This window comes from Escherichia sp. R1 (assembly GCF_003000935.1).
Lineage (GTDB): Bacteria > Pseudomonadota > Gammaproteobacteria > Enterobacterales > Enterobacteriaceae > Escherichia > Escherichia coli.
In genome coordinates, this window is the sequence record NZ_PSRU01000023.1 from 38,250 (window position 1) to 63,879 (window position 25,630).

Genomic DNA, 25,630 nt, shown 5'->3' on the forward strand with positions numbered 1-25,630 from the left:
AATTGAGCGGATGTATGATTTTTTGATTATTGGCGGCGGCATCATCGGCATGTCGACCGCCATGCAACTGATTGATGTTTATCCGGATGCCCGCATTGCGTTGCTGGAAAAAGAGTCCGGCCCGGCCTGTCACCAGACGGGCCACAACAGCGGCGTGATCCATGCCGGAGTCTATTACACGCCCGGCAGCCTGAAGGCGCAGTTTTGCCTGGCGGGGAACCGTGCCACTAAAGTCTTTTGCGATCAAAACGGCATTCGCTACGACAACTGCGGCAAGATGCTGGTCGCCACCTCTGAACTCGAAATGGAACGGATGCGCGCGTTGTGGGAACGCACGGCGGCGAACGGTATCGAGCGCGAGTGGTTAAACGCCGAGGAACTGCGCGAGCGCGAACCGAATATCACCGGGCTTGGCGGCATTTTTGTGCCGTCCAGCGGCATTGTCAGCTATCGCGAAGTGACGGCGGCGATGGCAAAAATCTTCCAGGCCAGAGGCGGCGAGATTATTTATAACGCCGAAGTCAGCGCCCTCAGTGAGCATAAAAACGGCGTGGTGATACGTACCCGTCAGGGCGGTGAATATGAAGCATCGACGCTGATTAGCTGTTCCGGGCTGATGGCTGACCGGCTGGTGAAAATGCTCGGCCTCGAACCGGGCTTTATTATCTGCCCGTTCCGTGGCGAGTATTTCCGCCTTGCGCCGGAGCATAACCAGATTGTTAACCACCTGATTTACCCCATTCCCGACCCCGCGATGCCATTTTTGGGCGTGCATCTCACCCGCATGATCGATGGCAGCGTGACCGTCGGGCCAAACGCGGTGCTGGCTTTTAAACGCGAAGGCTATCGCAAGCGCGATTTCTCGTTTAGTGACACGCTGGAGATTTTAGGCTCGTCGGGGATTCGCCGGGTGCTGCAAAACCATCTACGCTCAGGATTGGGCGAGATGAAAAACTCGCTGTGCAAAAGCGGCTATCTGCGGCTGGTGCAAAAGTATTGTCCCCGGCTTTCGTTAAGCGATCTCCAGCCCTGGCCCGCAGGTGTGCGGGCGCAGGCGGTATCGCCGGACGGCAAGCTGATTGACGATTTTCTGTTTGTCACCACCCCGCGCACGATCCACACCTGCAATGCGCCCTCCCCGGCAGCGACATCAGCAATTCCTATTGGTGCGCATATTGTCAGCAAGGTACAAACGCTGTTGGCAAGCCAGAGTAACCCCGGACGCACGCTGCGAGCGGCACGTAGTGTGGATGCCTTACACGCCGCATTTAATCAATAACCTTTGAAAACAGGACGTAACAATGAAACTTAACGACAGTAACTTATTCCGCCAGCAGGCGTTGATTAACGGGGAATGGCTGGACGCCAACAATGGCGAGGTCATCGACGTCACCAATCCGGCGAACGGCGACAAGCTGGGTAGCGTACCCAAAATGGGCGCTGATGAAACCCGCGCCGCTATCGACGCCGCCAACCGCGCTCTGCCCGCCTGGCGTGCGCTCACCGCCAAAGAACGCGCCAACATTCTGCGCAACTGGTTCAATTTGATGATGGAGCATCAGGACGATTTAGCGCGCCTGATGACCCTCGAACAGGGCAAACCACTGGCTGAAGCGAAAGGCGAAATCAGCTACGCCGCCTCATTTATTGAGTGGTTTGCCGAAGAAGGCAAACGTATTTATGGCGACACCATTCCCGGTCATCAGGCCGATAAACGCCTGATTGTTATCAAGCAGCCGATTGGCGTCACCGCGGCTATCACGCCGTGGAACTTCCCGGCGGCGATGATTACCCGTAAAGCAGGTCCGGCGCTGGCGGCAGGCTGCACGATGGTGCTGAAGCCCGCCAGTCAGACGCCGTTCTCTGCGCTGGCGCTGGCAGAACTGGCGATTCGCGCGGGCGTTCCGACTGGCGTGTTTAACGTGGTCACCGGTTCGGCGGGCGCGGTCGGTAACGAACTGACCAGCAACCCGCTGGTGCGCAAGCTGTCGTTTACCGGCTCGACCGAAATTGGCCGTCAGTTAATGGAACAGTGCGCGAAAGACATCAAAAAAGTGTCGCTGGAGTTGGGCGGCAACGCACCGTTTATTGTCTTTGACGATGCCGATCTCGATAAAGCCGTGGAAGGCGCGCTGGCCTCGAAATTCCGTAACGCCGGGCAAACCTGCGTCTGCGCCAACCGCCTGTATGTGCAGAACGGCGTGTATGACCGCTTTGCCGAAAAATTGCAGCAGGCGGTGAGCAAACTGCACATCGGCAACGGGCTGGAGAAAGGCGTCACCATCGGGCCGCTGATCGATGAAAAAGCGGTAGCAAAAGTGGAAGAGCATATTGCCGATGCGCTGGAGAAAGGCGCGCGCGTGGTTTGCGGCGGTAAAGCACATGAACGCGGCGGTAACTTCTTCCAGCCGACCATTCTGGTGGACGTTCCGGCTAACGCCAAAGTGTCGAAAGAAGAGACGTTTGGCCCCCTCGCCCCGCTGTTCCGTTTTAAAGATGAAGCCGATGTGATTGCGCAAGCCAATGACACCGAATTTGGACTTGCAGCCTATTTCTACGCCCGTGATTTAAGCCGCGTCTTCCGCGTGGGCGAAGCACTGGAGTACGGCATCATCGGCATCAACACCGGCATTATTTCCAATGAAGTGGCCCCGTTTGGCGGCATTAAAGCCTCGGGTCTGGGTCGTGAAGGTTCGAAGTATGGCATCGAAGATTACTTAGAAATCAAATATATGTGCATCGGTCTTTAACTGGAGAATGCGAATGAGCAGCAATAAAGAGTTAATGCAGCGCCGCAGTCAGGCGATTCCCCGTGGCGTTGGGCAAATTTACCCGATTTTCGCTGACCGCGCGGAAAACTGCCGGGTGTGGGACGTTGAAGGCCGTGAGTATCTTGATTTCGCGGGCGGGATTGCGGTGCTCAATACCGGGCACCTGCATCCGAAAGTGGTTGCGGCGGTGGAAGCGCAGTTGAAAAAACTGTCGCACACCTGCTTCCAGGTGCTGGCTTACGAGCCGTATCTTGAGCTGTGCGAGATTATGAATCAGAAGGTGCCGGGCGATTTTGCCAAGAAAACTCTGCTGGTTACGACCGGTTCCGAAGCGGTGGAAAATGCGGTGAAAATCGCCCGCGCCGCCACTAAACGTAGCGGTACTATCGCCTTTAGCGGTGCGTATCACGGGCGCACGCATTACACACTGGCGCTGACCGGCAAGGTGAATCCATACTCTGCGGGCATGGGGCTGATGCCGGGTCATGTTTATCGCGCGCTTTATCCTTGCCCGCTGCACGGCATAAGCGAGGATGACGCTATCGCCAGCATCCACCGGATCTTCAAAAATGACGCCGCGCCGGAAGATATCGCCGCCATCGTGATTGAGCCCGTTCAGGGCGAAGGCGGTTTCTACGCCGCAACACCAGCCTTTATGCTGCGTTTACGCGCGCTGTGTGACGAACACGGGATCATGCTGATTGCCGATGAAGTGCAGAGCGGCGCGGGGCGTACCGGCACGCTGTTTGCGATGGAGCAGATGGGCGTGGCGCCGGATCTCACCACCTTTGCGAAATCGATCGCAGGCGGCTTCCCGCTGGCGGGCGTCACCGGGCGCGCGGAAGTGATGGACGCCGTCGCACCGGGCGGACTGGGTGGCACCTATGCCGGTAACCCGATTGCCTGCGTAGCGGCGCTGGAAGTGTTGAAGGTGTTCGAGCAGGAAAATCTGCTGCAAAAAGCCAACGTTCTGGGGCAGAAGCTGAAAGACGGATTGCTGGCGATCGCCGAAAAACACCCGGAGATCGGCGACGTACGCGGGCTGGGGGCGATGATCGCCATCGAGCTGTTTGAAGATGGCGATCACAGCAAACCGGACGCAAAACTCACCGCCGAGATCGTGGCACGCGCCCGCGATAAGGGTCTGATTCTTCTCTCCTGCGGCCCGTATTACAACGTGCTGCGCATCCTTGTACCGCTCACCATTGAAGACGCTCAGATCCGTCAGGGTCTGGAGATCATCAGCCAGTGTTTTGCTGAGGCGAAGCAGTAGCACCGCACCATGCCGGAGGCGACGCTGCGCGTCTTGTCCGGCCTACGAGAATCCAGGTCGGATAAGGCGTTTACGCCGCATCCGACAATCTGTACGTGAACAGGAATAAATCTATGTCGGCCGGATAAGGCGGAGCCGCTCTCCGGCAAAAAGAACCAATAACAATTAAACGCGTGACCCGACGCGGGAAATGTCGGGGCGCTCTCCCAAGTGACACACTTTCGAGAGGATTCAGGATGGGGCAATCATCGCAACCACATGAGTTAGGCGGCGGGCTGAAGTCACGCCACGTCACCATGTTGTCTATTGCCGGTGTTATCGGCGCAAGTCTGTTTGTCGGTTCCAGCGTCGCCATCGCCGAAGCGGGCCCGGCGGTATTACTGGCCTATCTGTTCGCCGGATTACTGGTGGTTATGATTATGCGGATGTTGGCGGAAATGGCGGTTGCCACGCCCGATACCGGTTCGTTTTCCACCTATGCCGATAAAGCCATTGGCCGCTGGGCGGGCTATACCATCGGCTGGTTGTACTGGTGGTTTTGGGTACTGGTTATCCCACTTGAAGCCAACATCGCCGCCATGATCCTGCACTCGTGGGTTCCAGGCATTCCCATCTGGTTATTTTCCCTCGTCATTACCCTCGCCTTAACCGGCAGTAATTTATTAAGCGTTAAAAACTACGGCGAATTTGAGTTCTGGCTGGCGCTGTGTAAAGTCATCGCTATCCTGGCCTTTATTTTCCTTGGTGCAGTCGCAATTAGCGGTTTTTACCCGTATGCCGACGTGAGCGGTATTTCAAGATTGTGGGATAGCGGCGGCTTTATGCCCAACGGCTTCGGTGCGGTATTAAGCGCGATGTTGATCACCATGTTCTCGTTTATGGGCGCAGAAATTGTCACCATTGCCGCCGCGGAATCCGACACGCCGGAAAAACATATTGTCCGCGCCACCAACTCGGTTATCTGGCGTATCTCTATTTTCTATTTGTGTTCTATTTTTGTCGTTGTTGCATTAATCCCGTGGAATATGCCAGGGCTGAAAGCCGTTGGTTCTTATCGCTCGGTTCTGGAATTGCTCAATATTCCTCATGCGAAATTAATCATGGACTGCGTGATATTACTTTCCGTAACCAGTTGCCTGAACTCGGCACTGTATACCGCTTCCAGGATGCTCTACTCCTTAAGCCGTCGCGGTGATGCTCCCGCGGTAATGGGTAAAATCAACCGCAGTAAAACCCCATACGTAGCGGTGTTACTCTCCACCGGCGCGGCATTCTTAACGGTGGTGGTGAACTATTACGCGCCTGCGAAGGTGTTTAAATTTCTGATCGACAGCTCCGGCGCTATCGCCCTGCTGGTTTATTTAGTCATCGCCGTTTCACAATTGCGGATGCGCAAAATTCTGCGAGCAGAAGGAAGCGAAATTCGCCTGCGGATGTGGCTTTATCCGTGGCTCACCTGGCTGGTAATCGGTTTTATTACCTTTGTGTTGGTAGTGATGCTATTCCGCCCGGCGCAACAGTTAGAAGTGCTCTCCACCGGCTTATTAGCGATTGGGATTATCTGTACCGTGCCAATTATGGCTCGCTGGAAAAAGCTGATAATGTGGCAAAAAACACCCATTCATAATACGCGCTGATAATGATCAGGAGTCACACCATGACCATTACTTCTCTGGATGGCTATCGCTGGCTGAAGAACGATATTATTCGCGGCAATTTTCAGCCGGATGAAAAATTACGGATGAGTTTGCTGACATCGCGTTATGCACTTGGCGTTGGGCCGTTGCGGGAAGCGCTTTCGCAACTGGTGGCAGAACGACTGGTCACGGTGGTGAATCAAAAAGGGTATCGGGTGGCGTCTATGTCAGAGCAAGAGCTGCTCGATATTTTCGATGCCCGCGCCAATATGGAAGCGATGTTGGTGAATCTGGCGATTGCCCGCGGTGGCGATGAATGGGAGGCAGACGTTCTTGCGAAGGCGCATCTGCTCAGTAAGCTTGAGGCCTGTGACGCCAGTGAGAAAATGCTTGATGAGTGGGATCTGCGTCATCAGGCGTTTCATACTGCAATTGTGGCGGGCTGTGGTTCTTACTATTTGCTGCAAATGCGTGAACGGTTGTTTGATCTGGCAGCGCGTTATCGATTTATCTGGCTGCGGCGAACAGTGCTTTCGGTGGAAATGCTGGAAGATAAACACGATCAGCACCAGACCCTGACTGCGACGGTACTGGCGCGAGATACCGCGCGCGCCAGTGAGTTAATGCGCCAGCATTTACTGACGCCAATTCCCATTATCCAGCAGGCGATGGCTGGCAATTAACTACTCTTCAGGAATACGCAACACTTGCCCCGGGTAAATTTTATCCGGGCTTTTTAGCATCGGTTTATTCGCTTCGAAGATTTTATTGTACAGATTAGCGTTACCGTAGACCTGTTTGGAAATGGCACTCAGAGTGTCGCCAGACTTAACGGTATAAAACTGGCTGGCAGTGGCTGGTGTCGCCGTTTTCACCTGATCATCGACACTGGCAATACCGGAAATATTCCCCACCGCAATAAGGATTTTCTCCTTCGCCTCCTGACTTAAGCCGTCACCAGTGACCGTCGCTTTGCCGTCGGCAATTTGAATGTTCACTTTATCGGCATCAGGTATACCGGTTTTGTTCAGATGCTCCTGCACCTTCTTCGCCTGATCGTCTTTATCGTGCTGACCTGTAACCGCGTCCCAGAGTTTTTCTCCGGCATCTTTCACAAAATTGAACAGACCCATAGCTACCTCATTCGTTAACGGAAACACTCAGAAAGTGTAGCAGAGGAACGCGGCGCGTTAACGCCGCGGGGGTGAGCACAGGTTTAATCGCGGGTTTGCACCCAGAACGCGTGAATCAAACCGGGGATATAGCCAAGCAGTGTCAGCAGAATATTAATAATGAACGCCCAACCGAACCCTTTACCGAGCAGCACGCCGAGCGGCGGCAGAATGATGGTGATGACGATTCTCCAGAAACCCATATGTACTCCCTATAAGAAAATTACTCATTGTTTAAAAAGAGATTTTATCTCTTAAGCGTAGTAATTTTAGCGGAGCCTGCCAGTTTCAGCGTACGCTTTTACTCTCATTTACGCGGCTGAGGCTGGTATATGTTGCACTCTTAGTTTAGAGTTTACTTAATTTAGAAAATACTTAAATAACTATGACTGAACTCGCACAATTACAGGCCAGTGCCGAACAGGCAGCGGCCTTATTGAAATCAATGAGCCACCCTAAACGGTTGCTGATTCTGTGTATGCTTAGCGGTTCCCCCGGCACCAGCGCGGGAGAGCTGACGCGCATTACCGGACTGAGTGCCTCTGCGACATCACAGCATCTCGCTCGTATGCGGGACGAAGGGCTTATCGACAGCCAACGGGATGCCCAACGCATTCTATATTCCATTAAAAATGAGGCGGTAAATGCCATTATCGCCACCCTGAAAAATGTCTATTGTCCGTAAGGAGTCACTATGGCTTTGACAACCATTTCGCCGCATGATGCACAAGAATTAATCGCACGCGGCGCAAAGTTAATCGATATTCGTGATGCTGATGAATATCTTCGTGAACATATTCCTGAAGCAGATCTAGCTCCATTATCCGTACTGGAACAGTCAGGTCTTCCGCCTAAATTACGTCGCGAGCAAATTATATTCCACTGCCAGTCAGGTAAACGCACCAGTAATAACGCCGATAAATTAGCAGCGATTGCCGCCCCCGCAGAAATCTTTTTACTCGAAGATGGGATTGATGGCTGGAAAAAAGCAGGATTGCCAGTAGCGGTAAATAAATCCCAATCCTTGCCGTTAATGCGCCAGGTGCAGATCGCCGCGGGTGGTTTAATATTAATCGGCGTTGTACTGGGTTATACCGTAAATAGCGTTTTCTTCTTATTAAGCGGCTTTGTTGGTGCTGGGTTACTGTTTGCAGGAATTAGTGGTTTTTGTGGAATGGCAAGGTTGTTAGATAAGATGCCGTGGAACCAACGAGCTTGAGAAGCGACGCCGGACGCGCCATAGCAGCGACATCCGGCCTCAGTAATTAGATCAGGAAATCGTCGAGAGATTTACCTTCTGCCAGCGCCTGAGCGATTGGCTTCGGTGTACGGCCCTGACCGGTCCAGGTTTTAGTTTCACCGTTAACATCGATGAATTTATATTTCGCCGGACGCGGCTGGCGTTTTTTACCAGCGCGTGGTGCCGCAGCAGAGCTATTACCCAATAACTCTTCCGGGTTAATTCCGTCAGCTTTCATCAGCTCCAGCCAGGTGCTAATTTTTTCCTGGCGCTCTGCCAGTTCACGCTGCTGTTGTTCTTCTTCTTCACGTCTTTCTTTAGTGACAACCCTGAATTTTTCGAGCATTTCTTCAAGAACGTCAATGGAGAATTCGCGAGCCATCGCACGAAGGGTGCGAATGTTATTTAAACTTTGTAACATTACGGACATAATAAAGAAAACCTTTTAACGCCAAAACAAAAAAGTATTTCGTCGCGTAGTGTAAGCGATCACTTATTATATTTCCACAAAATTTAATCTATTTACAGTCCTGCACGAGATTATTTCAGCTGTTATTTTCTGAAACTCTCAGAATAATTTCAAGATTATATATTAGCCATTTTGATGAGTAATTTCGGTTATTGGTGAACAGAGCTGCTCTCTCTGCTCGATAATTCCGCAAGCCTGACAAAACCAAAGTGAATAAAAATGCAACTCAACCGAATAAAAGAAAACATCTATCACTGGTGCTTTCTGCTGTCAATGTACATTATCTGGCATAAAAAATGCTGAAAATGACCCGGTCACTACATACACCGAATTCTCTACGCTTATAGCGTTACCTCACCCCCAAACCTTCATGAGTGAAAATAAAGGTAAACACATATCCAATTGATTTAATTAAAAATAAATCATACCGGCATGTAAAAATCCACAATGTACAAAAAACGCGCCGTTACGGAATATTTTATCTACAAAAACAGATTAAATAAAAATTTTTCACTAATTGATTAGTCATAGCCAGCGATATACGCTATGCGAAAATGCAGATGGCAATGAGATCCACTGCTTTCATCTCCATTAACATCCCATTACGCTTTTATTAAGGAGCATTAGCATGTTCTCACCGCAGTCACGCTTGCGTCATGCAGTTGCAGATACGTTCGCGATGGTTGTTTACTGTTCTGTCGTGAACATGTGTATTGAAGTTTTCCTCTCCGGAATGAGCTTCGAACAGTCTTTTTATTCCAGATTGGTAGCGATTCCGGTGAACATCTTAATTGCATGGCCATACGGTATGTACCGCGATCTGTTTATGCGCGCGGCACGCAAAGTTAGCCCGTCGGGCTGGATAAAAAATCTGGCGGATATCCTGGCTTATGTGACGTTCCAGTCACCGGTGTATGTGGCGATCTTGTTAGTGGTGGGCGCAGACTGGCATCAGATTATGGCGGCGGTCAGTTCAAACATCGTTGTTTCGATGTTGATGGGGGCGGTTTATGGCTACTTCCTCGATTATTGCCGCCGACTGTTTAAAGTCAGCCGTTACCAGCAGGTAAAAGCCTGACCCTTCTTTTCGCGACTGGCATCGCCAGTCGCGTCTTTAACTGGCTTCGCCAAATAAACCATTCAAATAACGTTCAAGCGCAACACGCGAACTAAAGCCATGCGGGATACCGTAATGCTCATGACGTTCACCCGCTAAATAGAGCGGAAATTGCTGGTAATGATCGCAAGTTTTAATATCGGAAGCGGGTTCAGCCAGTGTTGAACTACGTTCTTTTAATGTTGGATGAATCACCAGGGCGGTACGTCCCATTCGCGCTTCGCGATTAACATAGACATAATTTTCCCCACGGCGGTAACCATACGCTTTCTGGGTTACCACATCGACAGTAAAACCGACTTTTTCAAGTACGCGCGCCACCTCGTCTGGTCGTAAATACATATTTGATCCTCGTTATTATCAACCGCGGGCCTACCTTACCTGATTGCGCATTCACAACGCTTTCAGAAAAGTCCATAAAGCCGCGATGAACCTCAGTTAAGAAAATTATGGTCTACACTGAAAATTACATCGAATTCTAATGGGGGATCATATGTTTAACCGACCGAACCGCAACGACGTTGATGATGGCGTGCAGGATATCCAGAATGATGTCAATCAATTAGCTGACAGTCTCGAATCTGTATTGAAGTCCTGGGGCAGCGACGCCAAAGGGGAAGCCGAAGCCGCTCGTAGTAAAGCGCAGGCTCTACTGAAAGAAACCAGGGCGCGAATGCATGGTCGTACTCGCGTCCAGCAAGCCGCGCGCGATGCCGTTGGCTGCGCGGATTCTTTTGTTCGTGAAAGACCCTGGTGTAGTGTGGGTACAGCGGCAGCGGTGGGTATTTTTATCGGCGCACTGTTAAGCATGCGCAAATCGTAGTGCAAAAATGATAATAAATACGCGTCTTTGACCCCGAAGCCTGGCTTCGGGGTTTTTTAGCTTAAGGCTTTACGTAATTGTTGTGCTACCTGTCGCGCCATAGCTTCGTTAACGATATTAGTAAACGAAAGCAGTAATCCACCTTCCCCACTTGAACGGATACGCCAGTCGCTAAGTGCCTGCACCGCAAGGCCTGCAGCATTGGCTTTACGCGCATGGGCAATATCATCGCCTATCATTCTGATCACCATCTGGATACCACCTTTCTGCGGCACAACCTGAAATCCTTGCTGCGTCAACGCTTGCTCAATCCATTGCCGACGTTGAGCATAATGCTGACGCATTTTCTTCAGATGCCGCCAGAAATGCCCCTCGCGAAGAAAGTCTGCCAGTGTGTTCTGCCATAGAACAGGTACCGCACATGGAGCCAGTGACGCCTGGTGGCGGAATTGTGTAATTTGCTTCACCGGCACCACCAGCCACGCACAGCGCAATGCAGGAAATAGCGCTTTGCTGAATGTTCCGGCATAAATTACCCGCTGCGGTGCGTCGAGACTTTTTAACGCCGGTAACGGCTTACCGTGATAGCGAAACTCACTGTCATAATCATCTTCAATAATCCATGCCTGACTACGATCTGCCCATTCCAGTATCTGATGCCTGCGCGCTAAAGAGAGCGCCACACCCAGCGGACTTTGGTGTGCTGGTGTTATCAGGGCAAAACGCGCATCAGGATAATTTTGTATTCCGCTTGTGATATCCAGTCCATTGTCATCAACCGGCACAGGCAAAATTTCCACATCTGGTCTGCTTTTTTAGGTAATTTATGGCTCTCTTTAACAGTCCATTATAGTGCTACATTGCGGGCGTTAATAAGAGGAGAAACTGTATGACTACATTACGTCAGCCTTACTACGAACTTAGCCCGGCAGTGTATAACGCACTAGTGCAGGCCAAAACGGCACTGGAAAATAGCACGCTGGATACCACGTTGATGGAGTTAGTTTATTTGCGCGTCTCGCAAATCAACGGCTGCGCATTTTGTCTGGAGATGCACAGCAAAGCATTGCGCAAATCCGGCGTGCCACAGCACAAACTGGACGCCCTGGCAGGTTGGCGCGTAAGCCATCATTTTGATGAACGCGAGCGGGCGGCGCTGGCATGGGCAGAATCGGTAACCGAAATTGCCAGAACCCATGCGGAAGACGAGGTTTATCAGCCTTTGCTTGAGCATTTCAGCGCAGCAGAGATCAGCGACTTAACGTTTGCCATCGGGCTGATGAATTGTTTTAACCGTCTGGCCGTTTCCATGCGGATGTAACTTCTTGATGCCGGGTATTTGCCCGGCAAAAAAACACAAAATCCCCTACCCCGTTGAGCCATTCATCGGTGGCGTAATCAATCTAAAATTCCCATATCTTGTGTGGTTGAATCTTTTTTCAACTACATCTAGTATCTCTGTATCAACAGAGAGACAACCCGACGCGTATCATCGCGCCGTATCTTCATTTTAAACGGAAATACGAATCATGCGCATTACTATTTACACTCGTAACGATTGCGTCCAGTGCCACGCCACCAAACGGGCGATGGAAAACCGGGGCTTTGATTTTGAAATGATTAATGTCGATCGCGTTCCTGAAGCGGCAGAAGCGCTGCGTGCTCAGGGCTTTCGTCAGTTGCCGGTTGTGATTGCAGGCGATCTTAGCTGGTCTGGTTTCCGCCCGGACATGATCAATCGTCTGCATCCAGCGCCACACGCGGCCAGTGCATGAGCCAGCTCGTCTACTTTTCCAGCAGCTCCGAAAATACGCAGCGTTTTATCGAACGTTTAGGGCTGCCCGCGGTGCGCATCCCGCTCAATGAGCGGGAACGGATTCAGGTAGACGAGCCTTACATCCTGATCGTGCCCTCTTACGGCGGCGGCGGTACGGCTGGCGCGGTGCCACGACAGGTCATTCGCTTTTTAAACGACGAGCATAACCGGGCGTTGCTGCGCGGCGTTATTGCTTCGGGTAATCGCAACTTTGGTGAGGCATATGGCCGCGCCGGAGATGTGATTGCCCGGAAATGCGGCGTGCCGTGGCTGTACCGCTTTGAACTCATGGGTACGCAAAGCGATATCGAAAACGTTCGTAAAGGAGTAACCGAATTTTGGCAACGACAACCGCAGAACGCCTGACGCAGGAAACGATGGATTATCACGCTCTGAATGCGATGCTTAACCTTTACGATAGCGCAGGTCGCATTCAGTTCGATAAAGACAGCCAGGCAGTAGACGCCTTTATGACGACGCATGTGCGTCCGAACAGTGTGGCCTTCAGTAGCCAGCAGCAGCGCCTGAACTGGCTGGTTAACGAAGGTTACTATGATGAAAGTGTCCTTAATCGCTACTCTCGCGATTTTGTCATTACGCTGTTTGCCCACGCGCACGCCAGCGGTTTTCGTTTCCAGACATTCCTCGGAGCATGGAAGTTTTACACCTGCTATACGTTGAAGACATTCGACGGTAAGCGTTATCTGGAAGATTTTGCCGATCGCGTCACGATGGTGGCGCTGACGCTGGCACAAGGCGATGAAACACTGGCGACGCAGCTCACTGATGAGATGCTGTCAGGACGCTTTCAGCCAGCCACGCCAACATTCCTCAACTGCGGTAAGCAGCAGCGCGGCGAACTGGTTTCCTGTTTTCTGCTGCGTATTGAAGACAATATGGAGTCGATTGGCCGGGCAGTAAATTCCGCACTACAACTGTCGAAACGCGGCGGCGGCGTAGCATTTTTGCTGTCGAATCTGCGGGAAGCGGGCGCGCCAATTAAACGTATTGAAAATCAATCTTCTGGCGTGATTCCGGTGATGAAAATGCTGGAAGACGCATTTTCCTATGCCAACCAACTCGGCGCGCGTCAGGGGGCTGGGGCAGTCTATTTACATGCTCATCATCCCGATATTCTGCGTTTTCTCGATACAAAACGGGAAAATGCCGACGAAAAAATCCGCATTAAAACACTGTCGCTGGGCGTGGTGATCCCGGATATCACTTTCCATCTGGCAAAAGAGAATGCGCAGATGGCGCTGTTTTCGCCCTATGACGTAGAGCGAGTTTATAGCAAGCCGTTTGCCGATGTCGCCATCAGTGAACACTATGACGAACTGGTTGCCGATGAACGCATCCGCAAAAAATACCTCAACGCCCGTGATTTCTTCCAGCGACTGGCAGAAATCCAGTTTGAGTCCGGCTATCCGTACATCATGTATGAAGACACGGTTAACCGTGCTAACCCTATCGCCGGGCGCATAAATATGAGCAATCTCTGCTCAGAAATTTTGCAGGTTAACAGCGCCTCAGAATATGACGAGAATCTCGACTATGCTCGTACAGGACATGATATTTCCTGCAATCTAGGGTCGTTGAATATTGCCCACACCATGGATTCCCCCGACTTTGCCCGCACGGTAGAGACTGCCGTACGCGGTTTAACGGCGGTGTCAGATATGAGTCATATCCGCAGCGTGCCGTCCATCGAAGCCGGAAATGCCGCCTCACACGCCATCGGTCTGGGGCAGATGAATTTACACGGTTATCTGGCACGAGAAGGCATCGCTTATGGGTCGCCGGAAGCACTGGATTTCACCAATCTCTATTTCTATACCATCACCTGGCACGCACTGCGTACCTCGATGTTGCTGGCGCGCGAACGCGGTGAAACCTTCGCCGGGTTCAAACAGTCACGCTATGCCAGTGGTGAATATTTCAGCCAATATCTGCAAGGTAACTGGCAGCCGAAAACGGCGAAAGTTGGCGAACTGTTTGCCCGTAGCGGTATTACGTTACCTACCCGTGAGATGTGGGCACAGCTGCGCGACGACGTGATGCGCTATGGTATCTACAACCAGAATCTCCAGGCGGTGCCGCCAACCGGTTCTATCTCTTATATCAACCATGCCACGTCGAGTATTCATCCGATTGTGGCGAAAGTAGAGATACGCAAAGAGGGCAAAACAGGACGCGTTTACTACCCTGCCCCGTTTATGACTAACGAAAATCTGGCGCTGTATCAGGACGCTTACGAAATCGGCGCAGAAAAGATCATCGACACCTACGCGGAAGCGACTCGCCATGTCGATCAGGGGCTGTCGCTGACGCTGTTTTTCCCCGATACCGCCACCACTCGCGATATCAACAAAGCGCAGATTTACGCCTGGCGCAAGGGTATCAAAACGCTCTATTACATTCGCCTGCGTCAGATGGCGCTGGAAGGCACTGAAATTGAAGGCTGCGTCTCCTGTGCACTTTAAGGAATATCTATGAAACTCTCACGTATCAGCGCCATCAACTGGAACAAGATATCTGACGATAAAGATCTGGAGGTGTGGAATCGCCTGACCAGCAATTTCTGGCTACCAGAAAAGGTGCCACTGTCGAACGATATTCCTGCATGGCAGACATTAAGTGTCGTAGAACAACAACTAACAATGCGCGTTTTTACTGGCCTGACGCTGCTCGACACGCTGCAAAATGTTATCGGCGCGCCCTCGCTGATGCCCGATGCACTCACCCCCCATGAAGAGGCGGTATTATCAAATATCAGCTTTATGGAAGCGGTTCATGCCCGCTCTTACAGTTCAATTTTCTCGACGCTGTGCCAGACCAAAGATGTCGATGCCGCCTACGCCTGGAGTGAAGAAAACGCACCGTTGCAGCGAAAAGCTCAGATTATTCAGCAACATTATCGCGGGGATGATCCGCTGAAAAAGAAAATCGCCAGTGTGTTTCTTGAATCTTTTTTGTTCTATTCCGGTTTCTGGCTGCCGATGTATTTTTCCAGCCGCGGAAAGCTAACCAATACCGCAGACCTGATCCGTCTGATTATCCGGGATGAAGCAGTCCACGGTTATTACATCGGCTATAAATATCAGAAAAACATGGAAAAGATCTCCCAGGCACAACGTGAAGAGTTGAAGAGTTTCGCCTTCGATTTGTTGCTGGAACTTTATGACAACGAGTTGCAATACACCGATGAGCTGTACGCCGAAACCCCGTGGGCTGACGATGTGAAAGCGTTTCTCTGTTACAACGCCAATAAGGCGTTGATGAATCTGGGCTACGAACCGTTATTTCCCGCAGAAATGGCGGAAGTGAATCCGGCAATCCTCGCCGCGCTTTCGCCGAATGCCGATGAAAATCACGATTTCTTTTCCGGTTCAGGCTCTTCATATGTGATGGGAAAAGCGGTCGAAACAGAAGATGAAGACTGGAATTTCTGAGGGTGTTATTTTTCAAAAATATCACTACCCGCAGCAGGGAAATAATTCCCGCCAAATAGCTTTTTATCACGCAAATATTTTGTGGTGATCTACACTGACACTCTGTTGCATTATTCGCCTGAAACCACAATATTCAGGCGTTTTTTCGCTATCTTTGACAAAAAATATCAACTTTTCTCGATTTGCTCTCAGCCCTTATATCATGGGAAATTCCGGCGATTTGCTCACATCAATATTCATGCCACATTTGCCATCAGGGGTTGCCTCAGATTCTCAGTATGTTAGGGTAGAAAAAAGTGACTATTTCCATTGGGTAATGTATCGACATAAACAAATAACAGGAATCTTTCTATTGCATGGCAATTAAATTAGAAATTAAAAATCTTTATAAAATATTTGGTGAGCATCCACAGCGAGCTTTCAAATATATCGAACAAGGACTTTCAAAAGAACAAATTCTGGAAAAAACTGGGCTATCGCTTGGCGTAAAAGACGCCAGTCTGGCCATTGAAGAAGGCGAGATATTTGTCATCATGGGATTATCCGGTTCGGGTAAATCCACAATGGTACGCCTTCTCAATCGCCTGATTGAACCCACCCGCGGGCAAGTGCTGATTGATGGTGTGGATATTGCCAAAATATCCGACGCCGAACTCCGTGAGGTGCGCAGAAAAAAGATTGCGATGGTCTTCCAGTCCTTTGCCTTAATGCCGCATATGACCGTGCTGGACAATACTGCATTCGGTATGGAATTGGCCGGAATTAATGCCGAAGAACGCCGGGAAAAAGCCCTTGATGCACTGCGTCAGGTCGGGCTGGAAAATTATGCCCACAGCTACCCGGATGAACTCTCTGGCGGGATGCGTCAACGTGTGGGATTAGCCCGCGCGTTAGCGATTAATCCGGATATATTATTAATGGACGAAGCCTTCTCGGCGCTCGATCCATTAATTCGCACCGAGATGCAGGATGAGCTGGTAAAATTACAGGCGAAACATCAGCGCACCATTGTCTTTATTTCCCACGATCTCGATGAAGCTATGCGTATTGGTGACCGAATTGCCATTATGCAAAATGGTGAAGTGGTGCAGGTTGGTACACCGGATGAAATTCTTAATAATCCGGCGAATGATTATGTCCGAACCTTCTTCCGTGGCGTCGATATTAGCCAGGTGTTCAGTGCGAAAGATATTGCCCGTCGTACACCGAACGGCTTAATTCGTAAAACCCCCGGCTTCGGCCCGCGTTCGGCACTGAAATTATTGCAGGATGAAGATCGCGAATATGGCTACGTCATCGAACGCGGTAATAAGTTTGTCGGCGCTGTGTCTATCGATTCGCTTAAAGCCGCGTTAACGCAGCAGCAAGGTCTTGATGCGGCGCTGATTGATGCGCCGTTAGCGGTCGATGCACAAACGCCTCTTAGCGAATTGCTCTCTCATGTCGGACAGGCACCCTGTGCGGTGCCCGTGGTCGACGAGGACCAACAGTATGTCGGCATCATTTCGAAAGGAATGCTGCTGCGCGCTTTAGATCGTGAGGGGGTAAATAATGGCTGATCAAAATAATCCGTGGGATACCACGCCAGCGGCGGACAGTGCTGCACAATCCGCAGACGCCTGGGGTACACCGGCGACTGCACCGACTGACGGCGGTGGCGCTGACTGGCTGACCAGTACGCCTGCGCCAAACGTCGAGCATTTTAATATTCTCGATCCGTTCCATAAAACGCTGATCCCGCTCGACAGTTGGGTCACTGAAGGGATCGACTGGGTCGTTACCCATTTTCGTCCCGTCTTTCAGGGCGTGCGCGTTCCGGTTGATTACATCCTCAACGGTTTCCAGCAATTGCTGCTGGGTATGCCCGCGCCGGTGGCGATTATCGTTTTCGCTCTCATCGCCTGGCAGATTTCCGGGGTCGGAATGGGCGTGGCGACGCTGGTTTCGCTAATTGCCATCGGCGCAATCGGTGCCTGGTCACAGGCAATGGTTACCCTGGCGCTGGTGTTAACAGCCCTGCTGTTCTGTATCGTCATAGGTTTGCCGTTGGGGATCTGGCTGGCGAGAAGTCCGCGAGCGGCGAAAATTATTCGTCCACTGCTTGATGCCATGCAGACCACGCCCGCGTTTGTTTATCTGGTGCCAATCGTCATGCTGTTTGGTATCGGCAACGTGCCAGGCGTGGTGGTGACGATCATCTTTGCGCTGCCGCCGATTATCCGTCTGACGATTCTGGGAATTAACCAGGTTCCGGCGGATCTGATTGAAGCCTCGCGCTCATTCGGTGCCAGCCCGCGCCAGATGCTGTTCAAAGTTCAGTTACCGCTGGCGATGCCAACCATTATGGCGGGCGTTAACCAGACGCTGATGCTGGCCCTTTCTATGGTGGTCATCGCCTCGATGATTGCCGTCGGCGGGCTGGGTCAGATGGTACTTCGCGGTATCGGTCGTCTGGATATGGGGCTTGCCACCGTTGGCGGCGTCGGGATTGTGATCCTCGCCATTATCCTCGACCGCCTGACGCAGGCCGTTGGGCGCGACTCACGCAGTCGCGGCAATCGTCGCTGGTACACCACTGGCCCTGTCGGTCTGCTGACCCGCCCATTCATTAAGTAACTCTGCACTTGCCCGGTGACGCCGGGCATATCACCCTGCCAAAAAAAGGAATAACAATGCGACATAGCGTACTTTTTGCGACAGCGTTTGCCACGCTTATCTCTACACAAACTTTTGCTGCCGACCTGCCGGGCAAAGGCATTACTGTTAATCCAGTTCAAAGCACCATCACCGAAGAAACCTTCCAGACACTGCTGGTAAGTCGTGCGCTGGAGAAATTAGGTTATACCGTCAATAAACCCAGCGAAGTGGATTACAACGTTGGCTACACCTCGCTTGCTTCCGGCGATGCAACCTTCACCGCAGTGAACTGGACGCCACTGCATGACAACATGTACGAAGCTGCCGGTGGCGATAAGAAATTTTATCGTGAAGGAGTATTTGTTAACGGCGCGGCACAGGGTTACCTGATCGATAAGAAAACTGCCGACCAGTATAAAATTACCAACATCGCGCAACTTAAAGATCCGAAGATCGCCAAACTGTTCGATACCAACGGCGACGGTAAAGCGGATTTAACCGGCTGTAACCCAGGCTGGGGCTGCGAAGGTGCGATCAACCACCAGCTTGCCGCGTATGGACTGACCAATACCGTGACGCATAATCAGGGGAACTACGCAGCGATGATGGCTGACACCATCAGTCGTTACAAAGAGGGTAAGCCGGTGTTTTACTACACCTGGACGCCGTACTGGGTGAGTAACGAACTGAAACCGGGGAAAGATGTGGTCTGGTTGCAGGTGCCGTTCTCCGCACTGCCGGGCGATAAAAATGCCGATACCAAACTGCCGAATGGCGCGAATTACGGCTTCCCGGTCAGTACCATGCATATCGTTGCCAACAAAGCCTGGGCCGAGAAAAACCCGGCAGCAGCGAAACTGTTTGCCATTATGCAGTTACCAGTGGCTGATATTAACGCCCAGAACGCCATCATGCATGACGGCAAAGCCTCAGAAGACGATATTCAGGGCCACGTTGATGGTTGGATCAAAGCCCACCAGCAGCAGTTCGATGGCTGGGTGAATGAAGCGCTGGCAGCGCAGAAGTAATTTTTATTCGGGCGGATAAGGCGTTTTTGCCTCATCCGCCGCTCTGTACACAATGCCTGATGCGACGCTGGCGCGTCTTATCATACCTACAAACCACACCGCACATTTCAACAATCTATCTTTCATCCCATATTCATCAACATCCGCTATTATTGATTTCCAGCTTAATCATCACCTGATGAACAAAAATAATGACTAAACCTAATCATGAGCTTAGCCCGGCGCTGATCGTGCTGATGTCTATCGCCACCGGTCTGGCGGTAGCCAGTAACTATTACGCCCAGCCATTGCTCGACACCATCGCGCGTAACTTTTCCCTTTCCGCCAGTTCGGCAGGCTTTATTGTTACCGCCGCACAGTTGGGCTATGCCGCAGGTCTGCTGTTTCTTGTTCCCCTCGGTGATATGTTTGAACGCCGCCGCCTGATTGTCTCGATGACCTTACTGGCAGCAGGCGGCATGTTAATCACTGCCAGCAGTCAGTCGCTGGCGATGATGATCCTCGGTACAGCATTAACCGGTTTATTTTCAGTCGTGGCACAAATTCTGGTTCCACTGGCAGCGACACTGGCTTCACCGGACAAACGCGGCAAAGTGGTTGGCACCATTATGAGCGGTCTGCTATTGGGGATCTTACTCGCACGGACCGTTGCCGGATTGCTGGCGAATCTCGGCGGCTGGCGCACCGTCTTTTGGGTTGCTTCGATGTTAATGGCACTGATGGCGCTGGCATTATGGCGTGGTCTGCCACAAATGAAATCAGAAACCCACCTCAACTACCCACAGTTGTTGGGTTCCGTTTTCAGCATGTTTATCAGCAATAAGATCCTGCGCACCCGCGCGTTGCTGGGCTGCCTGACCTTTGCCAACTTCAGCATTCTCTGGACCTCAATGGCCTTTTTGCTTGCCGCTCCACCTTTTAACTACAGCGATGGTGTAATTGGTCTGTTTGGGCTTGCGGGAGCTGCCGGAGCGTTGGGCGCTCGTCCGGCGGGCGGTTTTGCCGATAAGGGCAAATCGCACCACACCACAACTTTCGGTCTGCTGCTGCTGTTACTTTCATGGCTGGCAATCTGGTTTGGTCACACTTCCGTACTGGCGCTGATTATCGGCATCCTGGTGCTGGACCTCACCGTGCAGGGCGTGCATATCACTAACCAGACGGTAATTTATCGAATACACCCTGATGCGCGTAATCGCCTGACCGCAGGTTACATGACCAGCTACTTTATTGGCGGTGCCGCCGGTTCGCTAATTTCAGCCTCAGCCTGGCAACATGGCGGTTGGGCTGGCGTGTGTCTGGCTGGCGCGACGATTGCCCTGGTTAACTTACTGGTCTGGTGGCGAGGTTTTCATCGTCAGGAAGCCGCAAATTAAGCAATCAGCAACCGTTTTCGTGGCTTTACACTTATAAGGGTGTTAAGAAGCCCATCAGTCTGATAAGGTTAAGATATTCATTCAGTCTATTTATAATATTAACAATCGTTAAGCGTACACTCTATGGAAAGCCCTACTCCACAGCCTGCTCCTGGTTCGGCGACCTTCATGGAAGGATGCAAAGACAGTTTACCGATTGTTATTAGTTATATTCCGGTGGCCTTTGCGTTCGGTCTGAATGCGACCCGTCTGGGATTCTCTCCTCTCGAAAGCGTTTTTTTCTCCTGCATCATTTATGCAGGCGCGAGCCAGTTCGTCATTACCGCGATGCTGGCAGCCGGGAGTAGTTTGTGGGTTGCTGCACTGACCGTCATGGCAATGGATGTTCGCCATGTTTTGTATGGCCCGTCACTGCGTAGCCGTATTATTCAGCGTCTGCAAAAATCGAAAACCGCCCTGTGGGCGTTTGGCCTGACGGATGAGGTTTTTGCCGCCGCAACCGCAAAACTGGTACGCAATAATCGCCGCTGGAGCGAAAACTGGATGATCGGCATTGCCTTCAGTTCATGGTCATCGTGGGTATTTGGTACGGTAATAGGGGCATTCTCCGGCAGCGGCTTTCTGCAAGGTTATCCCGCCGTTGAAGCAGCATTAGGTTTTATGCTTCCGGCACTCTTTATGAGTTTCCTGCTCGCCTCTTTCCAGCGCAAACAATCTCTTTGCGTTACCGCAGCGTTAGTTGGTGCCCTTGCAGGCGTAACGCTATTTTCTATTCCCGTCGCCATTCTGGCAGGCATTGTCTGTGGCTGCCTCACTGCGTTAATCCAGGCATTCTGGCAAGGAGCGCCCGATGAGCTATGAGGTTCTGCTGCTTGGGTTACTGGTTGGCGCGGCGAATTATTGCTTCCGCTATCTGCCGCTGCGCCTGCGTGTGGGTAATGCCCGCCCAACCAAACGTGGCGCGGTAGGTATTTTGCTCGACACCATTGGCATCGCCTCGATATGCGCTCTGCTGGTTGTCTCTACCGCACCAGAAGTGATGCACGATACACGCCGTTTCGTGCCCACACTGGTCGGCTTCGCGGTACTGGGTGCCAGTTTCTATAAAACACGCAGCATTATCATCCCAACACTGCTTAGTGCGCTGGCCTATGGGCTCGCCTGGAAAGTGATGGCGATTATATAACCCACAAGAATCATTTTTCTAAAACAATACATTTACTTTATTTGTCACTGTCGTTACTATATCGGCTGAAATTAATGAGGTCATACCCAAATGGATAGTTCGTTTACGCCCATTGAACAAATGCTAAAATTTCGCGCCAGCCGCCACGAAGATTTTCCTTATCAGGAGATCCTTCTGACCCGTCTTTGCATGCATATGCAAAGCAAGCTGCTGGAAAACCGCAATAAAATGCTGAAGGCTCAGGGGATTAACGAGACGTTGTTTATGGCGTTGATTACGCTGGAGTCTCAGGAAAACCACAGTATTCAGCCTTCTGAATTGAGTTGTGCTCTTGGATCATCCCGTACCAACGCGACGCGTATTGCCGATGAACTGGAAAAACGCGGTTGGATCGAACGTCGTGAAAGCGATAACGATCGCCGCTGTCTGCATCTGCAATTAACGGAAAAAGGTCACGAGTTTTTGCGCGAGGTTTTACCGCCGCAGCATAACTGCCTGCATCAACTCTGGTCCGCGCTCAGCACAACAGAAAAAGACCAGCTCGAGCAAATCACCCGCAAATTGCTCTCCCGTCTCGACCAGATGGAACAGGACGGTGTGGTTCTCGAAGCGATGAGCTAACGCGTCATCTCGCTCAAAAATCCAGATTTATAAAAGAAAAAATAACCGGCCAGCATCGTAACATGCTGGCCTTTTTGGCAAGCAGGTCGGCTCAGCCGATGAGTTAAGAAGATCGTGGAGAACAATATGAGCGCAAATGCGGAGACTCAAACCCCGCAGCAACCGGTAAAGAAGAGCGGCAAACGTAAGCGTCTGCTCCTCCTTCTCACCTTGCTCTTTATAATTATTGCCGTAGCGATAGGGATTTATTGGTTTTTGGTACTGCGTCATTTCGAAGAAACCGATGACGCATACGTGGCAGGGAATCAGATTCAAATTATGTCTCAGGTGTCTGGCAGCGTGACGAAAGTCTGGGCCGATAACACCGATTTTGTAAAAGAAGGCGACGTGCTGGTCACTCTCGACCCGACAGATGCTCGCCAGGCATTTGAAAAAGCCAAAACTGCACTGGCTTCCAGCGTTCGCCAAACCCACCAGCTGATGATTAACAGCAAACAGTTGCAGGCGAATATTGAGGTGCAAAAAATCGCCCTCGCGAAAGCACAAAGCGACTACAACCGCCGTGTGCCGCTGGGCAATGCCAACCTGATTGGTCGCGAAGAGCTGCAACACGCCCGCGACGCCGTCACCAGTGCCCAGGCGCAACTGGACGTCGCTATTCAACAATACAATGCCAATCAGGCGATGATTCTGGGGACGAAACTGGAAGATCAGCCTGCCGTACAACAGGCTGCCACCGAAGTACGTAACGCCTGGCTGGCGCTGGAGCGTACCCGTATTGTCAGTCCGATGACCGGTTATGTCTCCCGCCGCGCGGTACAGCCTGGGGCGCAAATTAGCCCAACGACGCCGCTGATGGCGGTCGTTCCAGCCACCAATATGTGGGTGGATGCCAACTTTAAAGAGACGCAGATTGCCAATATGCGTATCGGTCAGCCGGTCACCATCACCACCGATATTTACGGCGATGATGTGAAATACACCGGTAAAGTGGTTGGTCTGGATATGGGCACAGGTAGCGCGTTCTCACTGCTTCCGGCGCAAAACGCCACCGGTAACTGGATCAAAGTCGTTCAGCGTCTGCCTGTGCGTATTGAACTGGACCAGAAACAGCTGGAGCAATACCCGCTGCGTATCGGTTTATCCACGCTGGTGAGTGTCAATACCACTAACCGTGACGGTCAGGTACTGGCAAATAAAGTACGTTCCACACCGGTCGCGGTAAGCACCGCGCGTGAAATCAGCCTGGCACCTGTCAATAAACTGATCGACGATATCGTAAAAGCTAACGCTGGCTAATCCAGAGGTGCGTGTGATGCAACAGCAAAAACCGCTGGAAGGCGCACAACTGGTCATTATGACGATTGCGCTGTCACTGGCGACATTCATGCAGGTGCTGGACTCCACCATTGCTAACGTGGCGATCCCCACTATCGCCGGGAATCTGGGCTCATCGCTCAGCCAGGGAACGTGGGTGATCACTTCTTTCGGGGTGGCGAATGCCATCTCGATCCCGCTTACCGGCTGGCTGGCAAAGCGCATCGGGGAAGTGAAATTGTTCCTCTGGTCAACCATCGCCTTTGCTATTGCGTCGTGGGCGTGTGGTGTCTCCAGCAGCCTGAATATGCTGATCTTCTTCCGCGTGATTCAGGGGATTGTCGCCGGGCCGCTGATCCCGCTTTCGCAAAGTCTATTGCTGAATAACTACCCGCCAGCCAAACGCTCGATCGCGCTGGCGTTGTGGTCGATGACGGTGATTGTTGCGCCAATTTGCGGCCCGATCCTCGGCGGTTATATCAGTGATAATTACCACTGGGGCTGGATATTCTTCATCAACGTGCCGATTGGCGTGGCGGTGGTGTTGATGACACTGCAAACTCTGCGCGGACGTGAAACCCGCACCGAACGGCGGCGGATTGATGCCGTGGGGCTGGCACTGCTGGTTATTGGTATCGGCAGCCTGCAGATTATGCTCGACCGCGGTAAAGAGCTGGACTGGTTCTCATCACAGGAAATTATCATCCTCACCGTGGTGGCGGTGGTGGCTATCTGCTTCCTGATTGTCTGGGAGCTGACCGACGATAACCCGATAGTCGATCTGTCGTTGTTTAAGTCGCGTAACTTCACCATCGGCTGCTTGTGTATCAGCCTCGCGTATATGCTCTACTTCGGCGCGATTGTTCTGCTGCCGCAGTTGTTGCAGGAGGTCTACGGTTACACGGCGACGTGGGCAGGGCTGGCCTCTGCGCCGGTAGGGATTATTCCGGTGATCCTGTCGCCGATTATCGGCCGCTTTGCGCATAAACTGGATATGCGCCGACTGGTAACCTTCAGCTTTATTATGTATGCCGTCTGCTTCTACTGGCGTGCCTATACCTTTGAACCGGGTATGGATTTTGGCGCGTCGGCCTGGCCACAGTTTATCCAGGGTTTTGCGGTGGCCTGCTTCTTTATGCCGCTGACCACCATTACGCTGTCCGGTTTGCCACCGGAACGACTGGCGGCGGCATCAAGCCTCTCCAACTTTACGCGAACGCTGGCGGGGTCTATCGGCACGTCGATAACCACGACCATGTGGACCAACCGCGAGTCGATGCACCATGCGCAGTTGACTGAGTCGGTAAACCCGTTCAACCCGAATGCTCAGGCGATGTACAGTCAACTGGAAGGGCTTGGTATGACGCAACAGCAGGCATCAGGCTGGATTGCCCAGCAGATAACCAATCAGGGGCTGATTATTTCCGCCAATGAGATCTTCTGGATGTCAGCCGGGATATTCCTCGTCCTGCTGGGGCTGGTGTGGTTTGCTAAACCGCCATTTGGCGCAGGTGGCGGCGGAGGTGGTGCGCACTAAGTACAACTAAGCCAGTTCATTTGAACTGGCTTTTTTGTGCACAGAAAACCCCCAGCTAGGCTGGGGGTTCCGGAAAGCTTTCAGCTTTGAGCCAGTTATTAAAACCCCTTTTGATTTGTTAAAACACCTTGCGGTCTGGCAACTGCAAGTGTCAAACA

General features: G+C 51.7%; 27 protein-coding genes and 1 pseudogene. 23 read left to right on the forward strand and 5 right to left on the reverse strand.

Going from position 1 to position 25,630, the window contains the following annotated elements; translation table 11 throughout:
- Positions 1-10: 10 nt before the first annotated feature.
- From lhgO to csiR, 5 genes are all read left to right on the forward strand, one after another.
- Positions 11-1,279, forward strand: a complete 1,269-nt coding sequence (lhgO, locus tag C4F37_RS23090; protein ID WP_001539394.1) for an L-2-hydroxyglutarate oxidase — start codon at positions 11-13, stop codon at positions 1,277-1,279.
- Positions 1,280-1,301: 22 nt separating this feature from the next.
- Complete coding sequence (gene gabD / locus C4F37_RS23095) at positions 1,302-2,750, forward strand: NADP-dependent succinate-semialdehyde dehydrogenase (protein ID WP_001539397.1); 1,449 nt, start codon at positions 1,302-1,304, stop codon at positions 2,748-2,750.
- Positions 2,751-2,763: 13 nt separating this feature from the next.
- Entirely contained in the window at positions 2,764-4,044 is a 1,281-nt protein-coding gene (gabT, locus tag C4F37_RS23100) for a 4-aminobutyrate--2-oxoglutarate transaminase (protein WP_001774023.1), read from the forward strand.
- Positions 4,045-4,280: 236 nt separating this feature from the next.
- On the forward strand, positions 4,281-5,681 hold the full coding sequence (gene gabP, locus C4F37_RS23105; protein WP_001298180.1) for a GABA permease: 1,401 nt from the start codon (positions 4,281-4,283) through the stop codon (positions 5,679-5,681).
- A gap of 20 nt (positions 5,682-5,701) precedes the next feature.
- A complete protein-coding gene (gene csiR, locus C4F37_RS23110; protein ID WP_001357560.1) occupies positions 5,702-6,364 on the forward strand; it encodes a DNA-binding transcriptional regulator CsiR in 663 nt (220 codons plus the stop codon).
- On the opposite strand, the gene kbp is transcribed toward csiR, so the two are convergent.
- Positions 6,365-6,814, reverse strand: coding sequence for a potassium binding protein Kbp (gene kbp, locus C4F37_RS23115; RefSeq protein WP_001539402.1), 450 nt, complete (start codon positions 6,812-6,814; stop codon positions 6,365-6,367).
- 83 nt (positions 6,815-6,897) lie between these two features.
- Positions 6,898-7,056, reverse strand: coding sequence for a YqaE/Pmp3 family membrane protein (locus C4F37_RS23120; protein ID WP_000508177.1), 159 nt, complete (start codon positions 7,054-7,056; stop codon positions 6,898-6,900).
- Positions 7,057-7,238: 182 nt separating this feature from the next.
- Between C4F37_RS23120 and C4F37_RS23125 the strand changes: the two genes are divergently transcribed.
- Together C4F37_RS23125 and ygaP are read left to right on the forward strand one after the other, a co-directional pair.
- Complete coding sequence (locus C4F37_RS23125) at positions 7,239-7,538, forward strand: ArsR/SmtB family transcription factor (RefSeq protein ID WP_000137287.1); 300 nt, start codon at positions 7,239-7,241, stop codon at positions 7,536-7,538.
- A gap of 9 nt (positions 7,539-7,547) precedes the next feature.
- Entirely contained in the window at positions 7,548-8,072 is a 525-nt protein-coding gene (gene ygaP / locus C4F37_RS23130; protein ID WP_001539405.1) for a thiosulfate sulfurtransferase YgaP, read from the forward strand.
- Positions 8,073-8,118: 46 nt separating this feature from the next.
- Here ygaP and stpA read toward each other — a convergent pair whose 3' ends face one another.
- Positions 8,119-8,523 carry a DNA-binding protein StpA gene (gene stpA / locus C4F37_RS23135; protein ID WP_000115381.1) on the reverse strand — a complete coding sequence of 135 codons (405 nt, stop codon included), beginning with the start codon at positions 8,521-8,523 and terminating at the stop codon, positions 8,119-8,121.
- 667 nt (positions 8,524-9,190) lie between these two features.
- Between stpA and alaE the strand changes: the two genes are divergently transcribed.
- Positions 9,191-9,640, forward strand: coding sequence for an L-alanine exporter AlaE (alaE, locus tag C4F37_RS23140; RefSeq protein WP_000492656.1), 450 nt, complete (start codon positions 9,191-9,193; stop codon positions 9,638-9,640).
- 36 nt (positions 9,641-9,676) lie between these two features.
- On the opposite strand, the gene C4F37_RS23145 is transcribed toward alaE, so the two are convergent.
- On the reverse strand, positions 9,677-10,021 hold the full coding sequence (locus C4F37_RS23145; RefSeq protein WP_000281320.1) for a DUF2002 family protein: 345 nt from the start codon (positions 10,019-10,021) through the stop codon (positions 9,677-9,679).
- A 151-nt stretch (positions 10,022-10,172) separates the two neighbouring features.
- Here C4F37_RS23145 and C4F37_RS23150 point away from each other — a divergent pair, with 151 nt between their 5' ends.
- Positions 10,173-10,502 (forward strand): DUF883 domain-containing protein, encoded by a 330-nt coding sequence (locus tag C4F37_RS23150; protein ID WP_001295174.1) that lies wholly within the window; start codon positions 10,173-10,175, stop codon positions 10,500-10,502.
- Positions 10,503-10,558: 56 nt separating this feature from the next.
- Here the strand turns inward: C4F37_RS23150 and C4F37_RS23155 are convergent.
- Positions 10,559-11,314: pseudogene (locus C4F37_RS23155) on the reverse strand (aminotransferase-like domain-containing protein); the annotation flags it as partial.
- A gap of 77 nt (positions 11,315-11,391) precedes the next feature.
- Between C4F37_RS23155 and C4F37_RS23160 the strand changes: the two are divergent.
- The 14 genes from C4F37_RS23160 (at position 11,392) to emrB (ending at position 25,472) form a co-directional block, all read left to right on the forward strand.
- Positions 11,392-11,823 carry a carboxymuconolactone decarboxylase family protein gene (locus C4F37_RS23160; RefSeq protein ID WP_000209797.1) on the forward strand — a complete coding sequence of 144 codons (432 nt, stop codon included), beginning with the start codon at positions 11,392-11,394 and terminating at the stop codon, positions 11,821-11,823.
- A 208-nt stretch (positions 11,824-12,031) separates the two neighbouring features.
- On the forward strand, positions 12,032-12,277 hold the full coding sequence (nrdH, locus tag C4F37_RS23170) for a glutaredoxin-like protein NrdH (protein WP_001223227.1): 246 nt from the start codon (positions 12,032-12,034) through the stop codon (positions 12,275-12,277).
- A complete protein-coding gene (nrdI, locus tag C4F37_RS23175; RefSeq protein WP_000080947.1) occupies positions 12,274-12,684 on the forward strand; it encodes a class Ib ribonucleoside-diphosphate reductase assembly flavoprotein NrdI in 411 nt (136 codons plus the stop codon). Before nrdH ends, nrdI begins: the two co-directional genes overlap by 4 nt.
- Entirely contained in the window at positions 12,657-14,801 is a 2,145-nt protein-coding gene (nrdE, locus tag C4F37_RS23180; protein ID WP_001539410.1) for a class 1b ribonucleoside-diphosphate reductase subunit alpha, read from the forward strand. Before nrdI ends, nrdE begins: the two co-directional genes overlap by 28 nt.
- Before the next feature lie 9 nt (positions 14,802-14,810).
- Entirely contained in the window at positions 14,811-15,770 is a 960-nt protein-coding gene (gene nrdF, locus C4F37_RS23185) for a class 1b ribonucleoside-diphosphate reductase subunit beta (RefSeq protein WP_000777941.1), read from the forward strand.
- Between the two features lie 356 nt (positions 15,771-16,126).
- A complete protein-coding gene (gene proV / locus C4F37_RS23195) occupies positions 16,127-17,329 on the forward strand; it encodes a glycine betaine/L-proline ABC transporter ATP-binding protein ProV (protein WP_000985490.1) in 1,203 nt (400 codons plus the stop codon).
- Complete coding sequence (gene proW, locus C4F37_RS23200; protein ID WP_000774978.1) at positions 17,322-18,386, forward strand: glycine betaine/L-proline ABC transporter permease ProW; 1,065 nt, start codon at positions 17,322-17,324, stop codon at positions 18,384-18,386. The genes proV and proW overlap by 8 nt, the downstream gene beginning before the upstream one ends.
- A 56-nt stretch (positions 18,387-18,442) precedes the next feature.
- Complete coding sequence (gene proX / locus C4F37_RS23205) at positions 18,443-19,435, forward strand: glycine betaine/L-proline ABC transporter substrate-binding protein ProX (protein ID WP_001216530.1); 993 nt, start codon at positions 18,443-18,445, stop codon at positions 19,433-19,435.
- Positions 19,436-19,626: 191 nt separating this feature from the next.
- Positions 19,627-20,811, forward strand: coding sequence for an MFS transporter (locus tag C4F37_RS23210; RefSeq protein WP_000165690.1), 1,185 nt, complete (start codon positions 19,627-19,629; stop codon positions 20,809-20,811).
- A gap of 123 nt (positions 20,812-20,934) precedes the next feature.
- Positions 20,935-21,672, forward strand: a complete 738-nt coding sequence (ygaZ, locus tag C4F37_RS23215; RefSeq protein ID WP_000445656.1) for an L-valine exporter subunit YgaZ — start codon at positions 20,935-20,937, stop codon at positions 21,670-21,672.
- A complete protein-coding gene (gene ygaH / locus C4F37_RS23220; RefSeq protein ID WP_000119749.1) occupies positions 21,662-21,997 on the forward strand; it encodes an L-valine transporter subunit YgaH in 336 nt (111 codons plus the stop codon). Before ygaZ ends, ygaH begins: the two co-directional genes overlap by 11 nt.
- A gap of 90 nt (positions 21,998-22,087) precedes the next feature.
- The gene (gene emrR / locus C4F37_RS23225) at positions 22,088-22,618 is read left to right on the forward strand and encodes a multidrug efflux transporter EmrAB transcriptional repressor EmrR (RefSeq protein WP_000378442.1); all 531 of its coding nucleotides are present in this window, start codon (positions 22,088-22,090) and stop codon (positions 22,616-22,618) included.
- 126 nt (positions 22,619-22,744) lie between these two features.
- Positions 22,745-23,917: a multidrug efflux MFS transporter periplasmic adaptor subunit EmrA gene (gene emrA / locus C4F37_RS23230; RefSeq protein WP_001295175.1), complete on the forward strand. Its 1,173-nt coding sequence runs from the start codon at positions 22,745-22,747 to the stop codon at positions 23,915-23,917.
- A 16-nt stretch (positions 23,918-23,933) separates the two neighbouring features.
- Positions 23,934-25,472 (forward strand): multidrug efflux MFS transporter permease subunit EmrB, encoded by a 1,539-nt coding sequence (gene emrB / locus C4F37_RS23235; protein WP_001539415.1) that lies wholly within the window; start codon positions 23,934-23,936, stop codon positions 25,470-25,472.
- Positions 25,473-25,630: the final 158 nt, after the last annotated feature.

What these genes read in the sequence shown, in the direction of transcription:
- proX (WP_001216530.1), top strand. Translation starts at nt 18,443, where the DNA reads ATGCGACATAGCGTACTTTTTGCGACAGCGTTTGCCACGCTTATCTCT.
- proW (WP_000774978.1), top strand. Translation starts at nt 17,322, where the DNA reads ATGGCTGATCAAAATAATCCGTGGGATACCACGCCAGCGGCGGACAGT.
- ygaP (WP_001539405.1), top strand. Translation starts at nt 7,548, where the DNA reads ATGGCTTTGACAACCATTTCGCCGCATGATGCACAAGAATTAATCGCA.
- nrdF (WP_000777941.1), top strand. Translation starts at nt 14,811, where the DNA reads ATGAAACTCTCACGTATCAGCGCCATCAACTGGAACAAGATATCTGAC.
- stpA (WP_000115381.1), bottom strand. Translation starts at nt 8,523, where the DNA reads ATGTCCGTAATGTTACAAAGTTTAAATAACATTCGCACCCTTCGTGCG.
- C4F37_RS23160 (WP_000209797.1), top strand. Translation starts at nt 11,392, where the DNA reads ATGACTACATTACGTCAGCCTTACTACGAACTTAGCCCGGCAGTGTAT.
- C4F37_RS23150 (WP_001295174.1), top strand. Translation starts at nt 10,173, where the DNA reads ATGTTTAACCGACCGAACCGCAACGACGTTGATGATGGCGTGCAGGAT.
- gabP (WP_001298180.1), top strand. Translation starts at nt 4,281, where the DNA reads ATGGGGCAATCATCGCAACCACATGAGTTAGGCGGCGGGCTGAAGTCA.
- emrB (WP_001539415.1), top strand. Translation starts at nt 23,934, where the DNA reads ATGCAACAGCAAAAACCGCTGGAAGGCGCACAACTGGTCATTATGACG.
- C4F37_RS23210 (WP_000165690.1), top strand. Translation starts at nt 19,627, where the DNA reads ATGACTAAACCTAATCATGAGCTTAGCCCGGCGCTGATCGTGCTGATG.
- ygaH (WP_000119749.1), top strand. Translation starts at nt 21,662, where the DNA reads ATGAGCTATGAGGTTCTGCTGCTTGGGTTACTGGTTGGCGCGGCGAAT.
- gabD (WP_001539397.1), top strand. Translation starts at nt 1,302, where the DNA reads ATGAAACTTAACGACAGTAACTTATTCCGCCAGCAGGCGTTGATTAAC.
- C4F37_RS23120 (WP_000508177.1), bottom strand. Translation starts at nt 7,056, where the DNA reads ATGGGTTTCTGGAGAATCGTCATCACCATCATTCTGCCGCCGCTCGGC.
- alaE (WP_000492656.1), top strand. Translation starts at nt 9,191, where the DNA reads ATGTTCTCACCGCAGTCACGCTTGCGTCATGCAGTTGCAGATACGTTC.
- ygaZ (WP_000445656.1), top strand. Translation starts at nt 20,935, where the DNA reads ATGGAAAGCCCTACTCCACAGCCTGCTCCTGGTTCGGCGACCTTCATG.
- emrR (WP_000378442.1), top strand. Translation starts at nt 22,088, where the DNA reads ATGGATAGTTCGTTTACGCCCATTGAACAAATGCTAAAATTTCGCGCC.
- C4F37_RS23145 (WP_000281320.1), bottom strand. Translation starts at nt 10,021, where the DNA reads ATGTATTTACGACCAGACGAGGTGGCGCGCGTACTTGAAAAAGTCGGT.
- C4F37_RS23125 (WP_000137287.1), top strand. Translation starts at nt 7,239, where the DNA reads ATGACTGAACTCGCACAATTACAGGCCAGTGCCGAACAGGCAGCGGCC.
- lhgO (WP_001539394.1), top strand. Translation starts at nt 11, where the DNA reads ATGTATGATTTTTTGATTATTGGCGGCGGCATCATCGGCATGTCGACC.
- kbp (WP_001539402.1), bottom strand. Translation starts at nt 6,814, where the DNA reads ATGGGTCTGTTCAATTTTGTGAAAGATGCCGGAGAAAAACTCTGGGAC.
- gabT (WP_001774023.1), top strand. Translation starts at nt 2,764, where the DNA reads ATGAGCAGCAATAAAGAGTTAATGCAGCGCCGCAGTCAGGCGATTCCC.
- nrdH (WP_001223227.1), top strand. Translation starts at nt 12,032, where the DNA reads ATGCGCATTACTATTTACACTCGTAACGATTGCGTCCAGTGCCACGCC.
- csiR (WP_001357560.1), top strand. Translation starts at nt 5,702, where the DNA reads ATGACCATTACTTCTCTGGATGGCTATCGCTGGCTGAAGAACGATATT.
- nrdI (WP_000080947.1), top strand. Translation starts at nt 12,274, where the DNA reads ATGAGCCAGCTCGTCTACTTTTCCAGCAGCTCCGAAAATACGCAGCGT.
- emrA (WP_001295175.1), top strand. Translation starts at nt 22,745, where the DNA reads ATGAGCGCAAATGCGGAGACTCAAACCCCGCAGCAACCGGTAAAGAAG.
- proV (WP_000985490.1), top strand. Translation starts at nt 16,127, where the DNA reads ATGGCAATTAAATTAGAAATTAAAAATCTTTATAAAATATTTGGTGAG.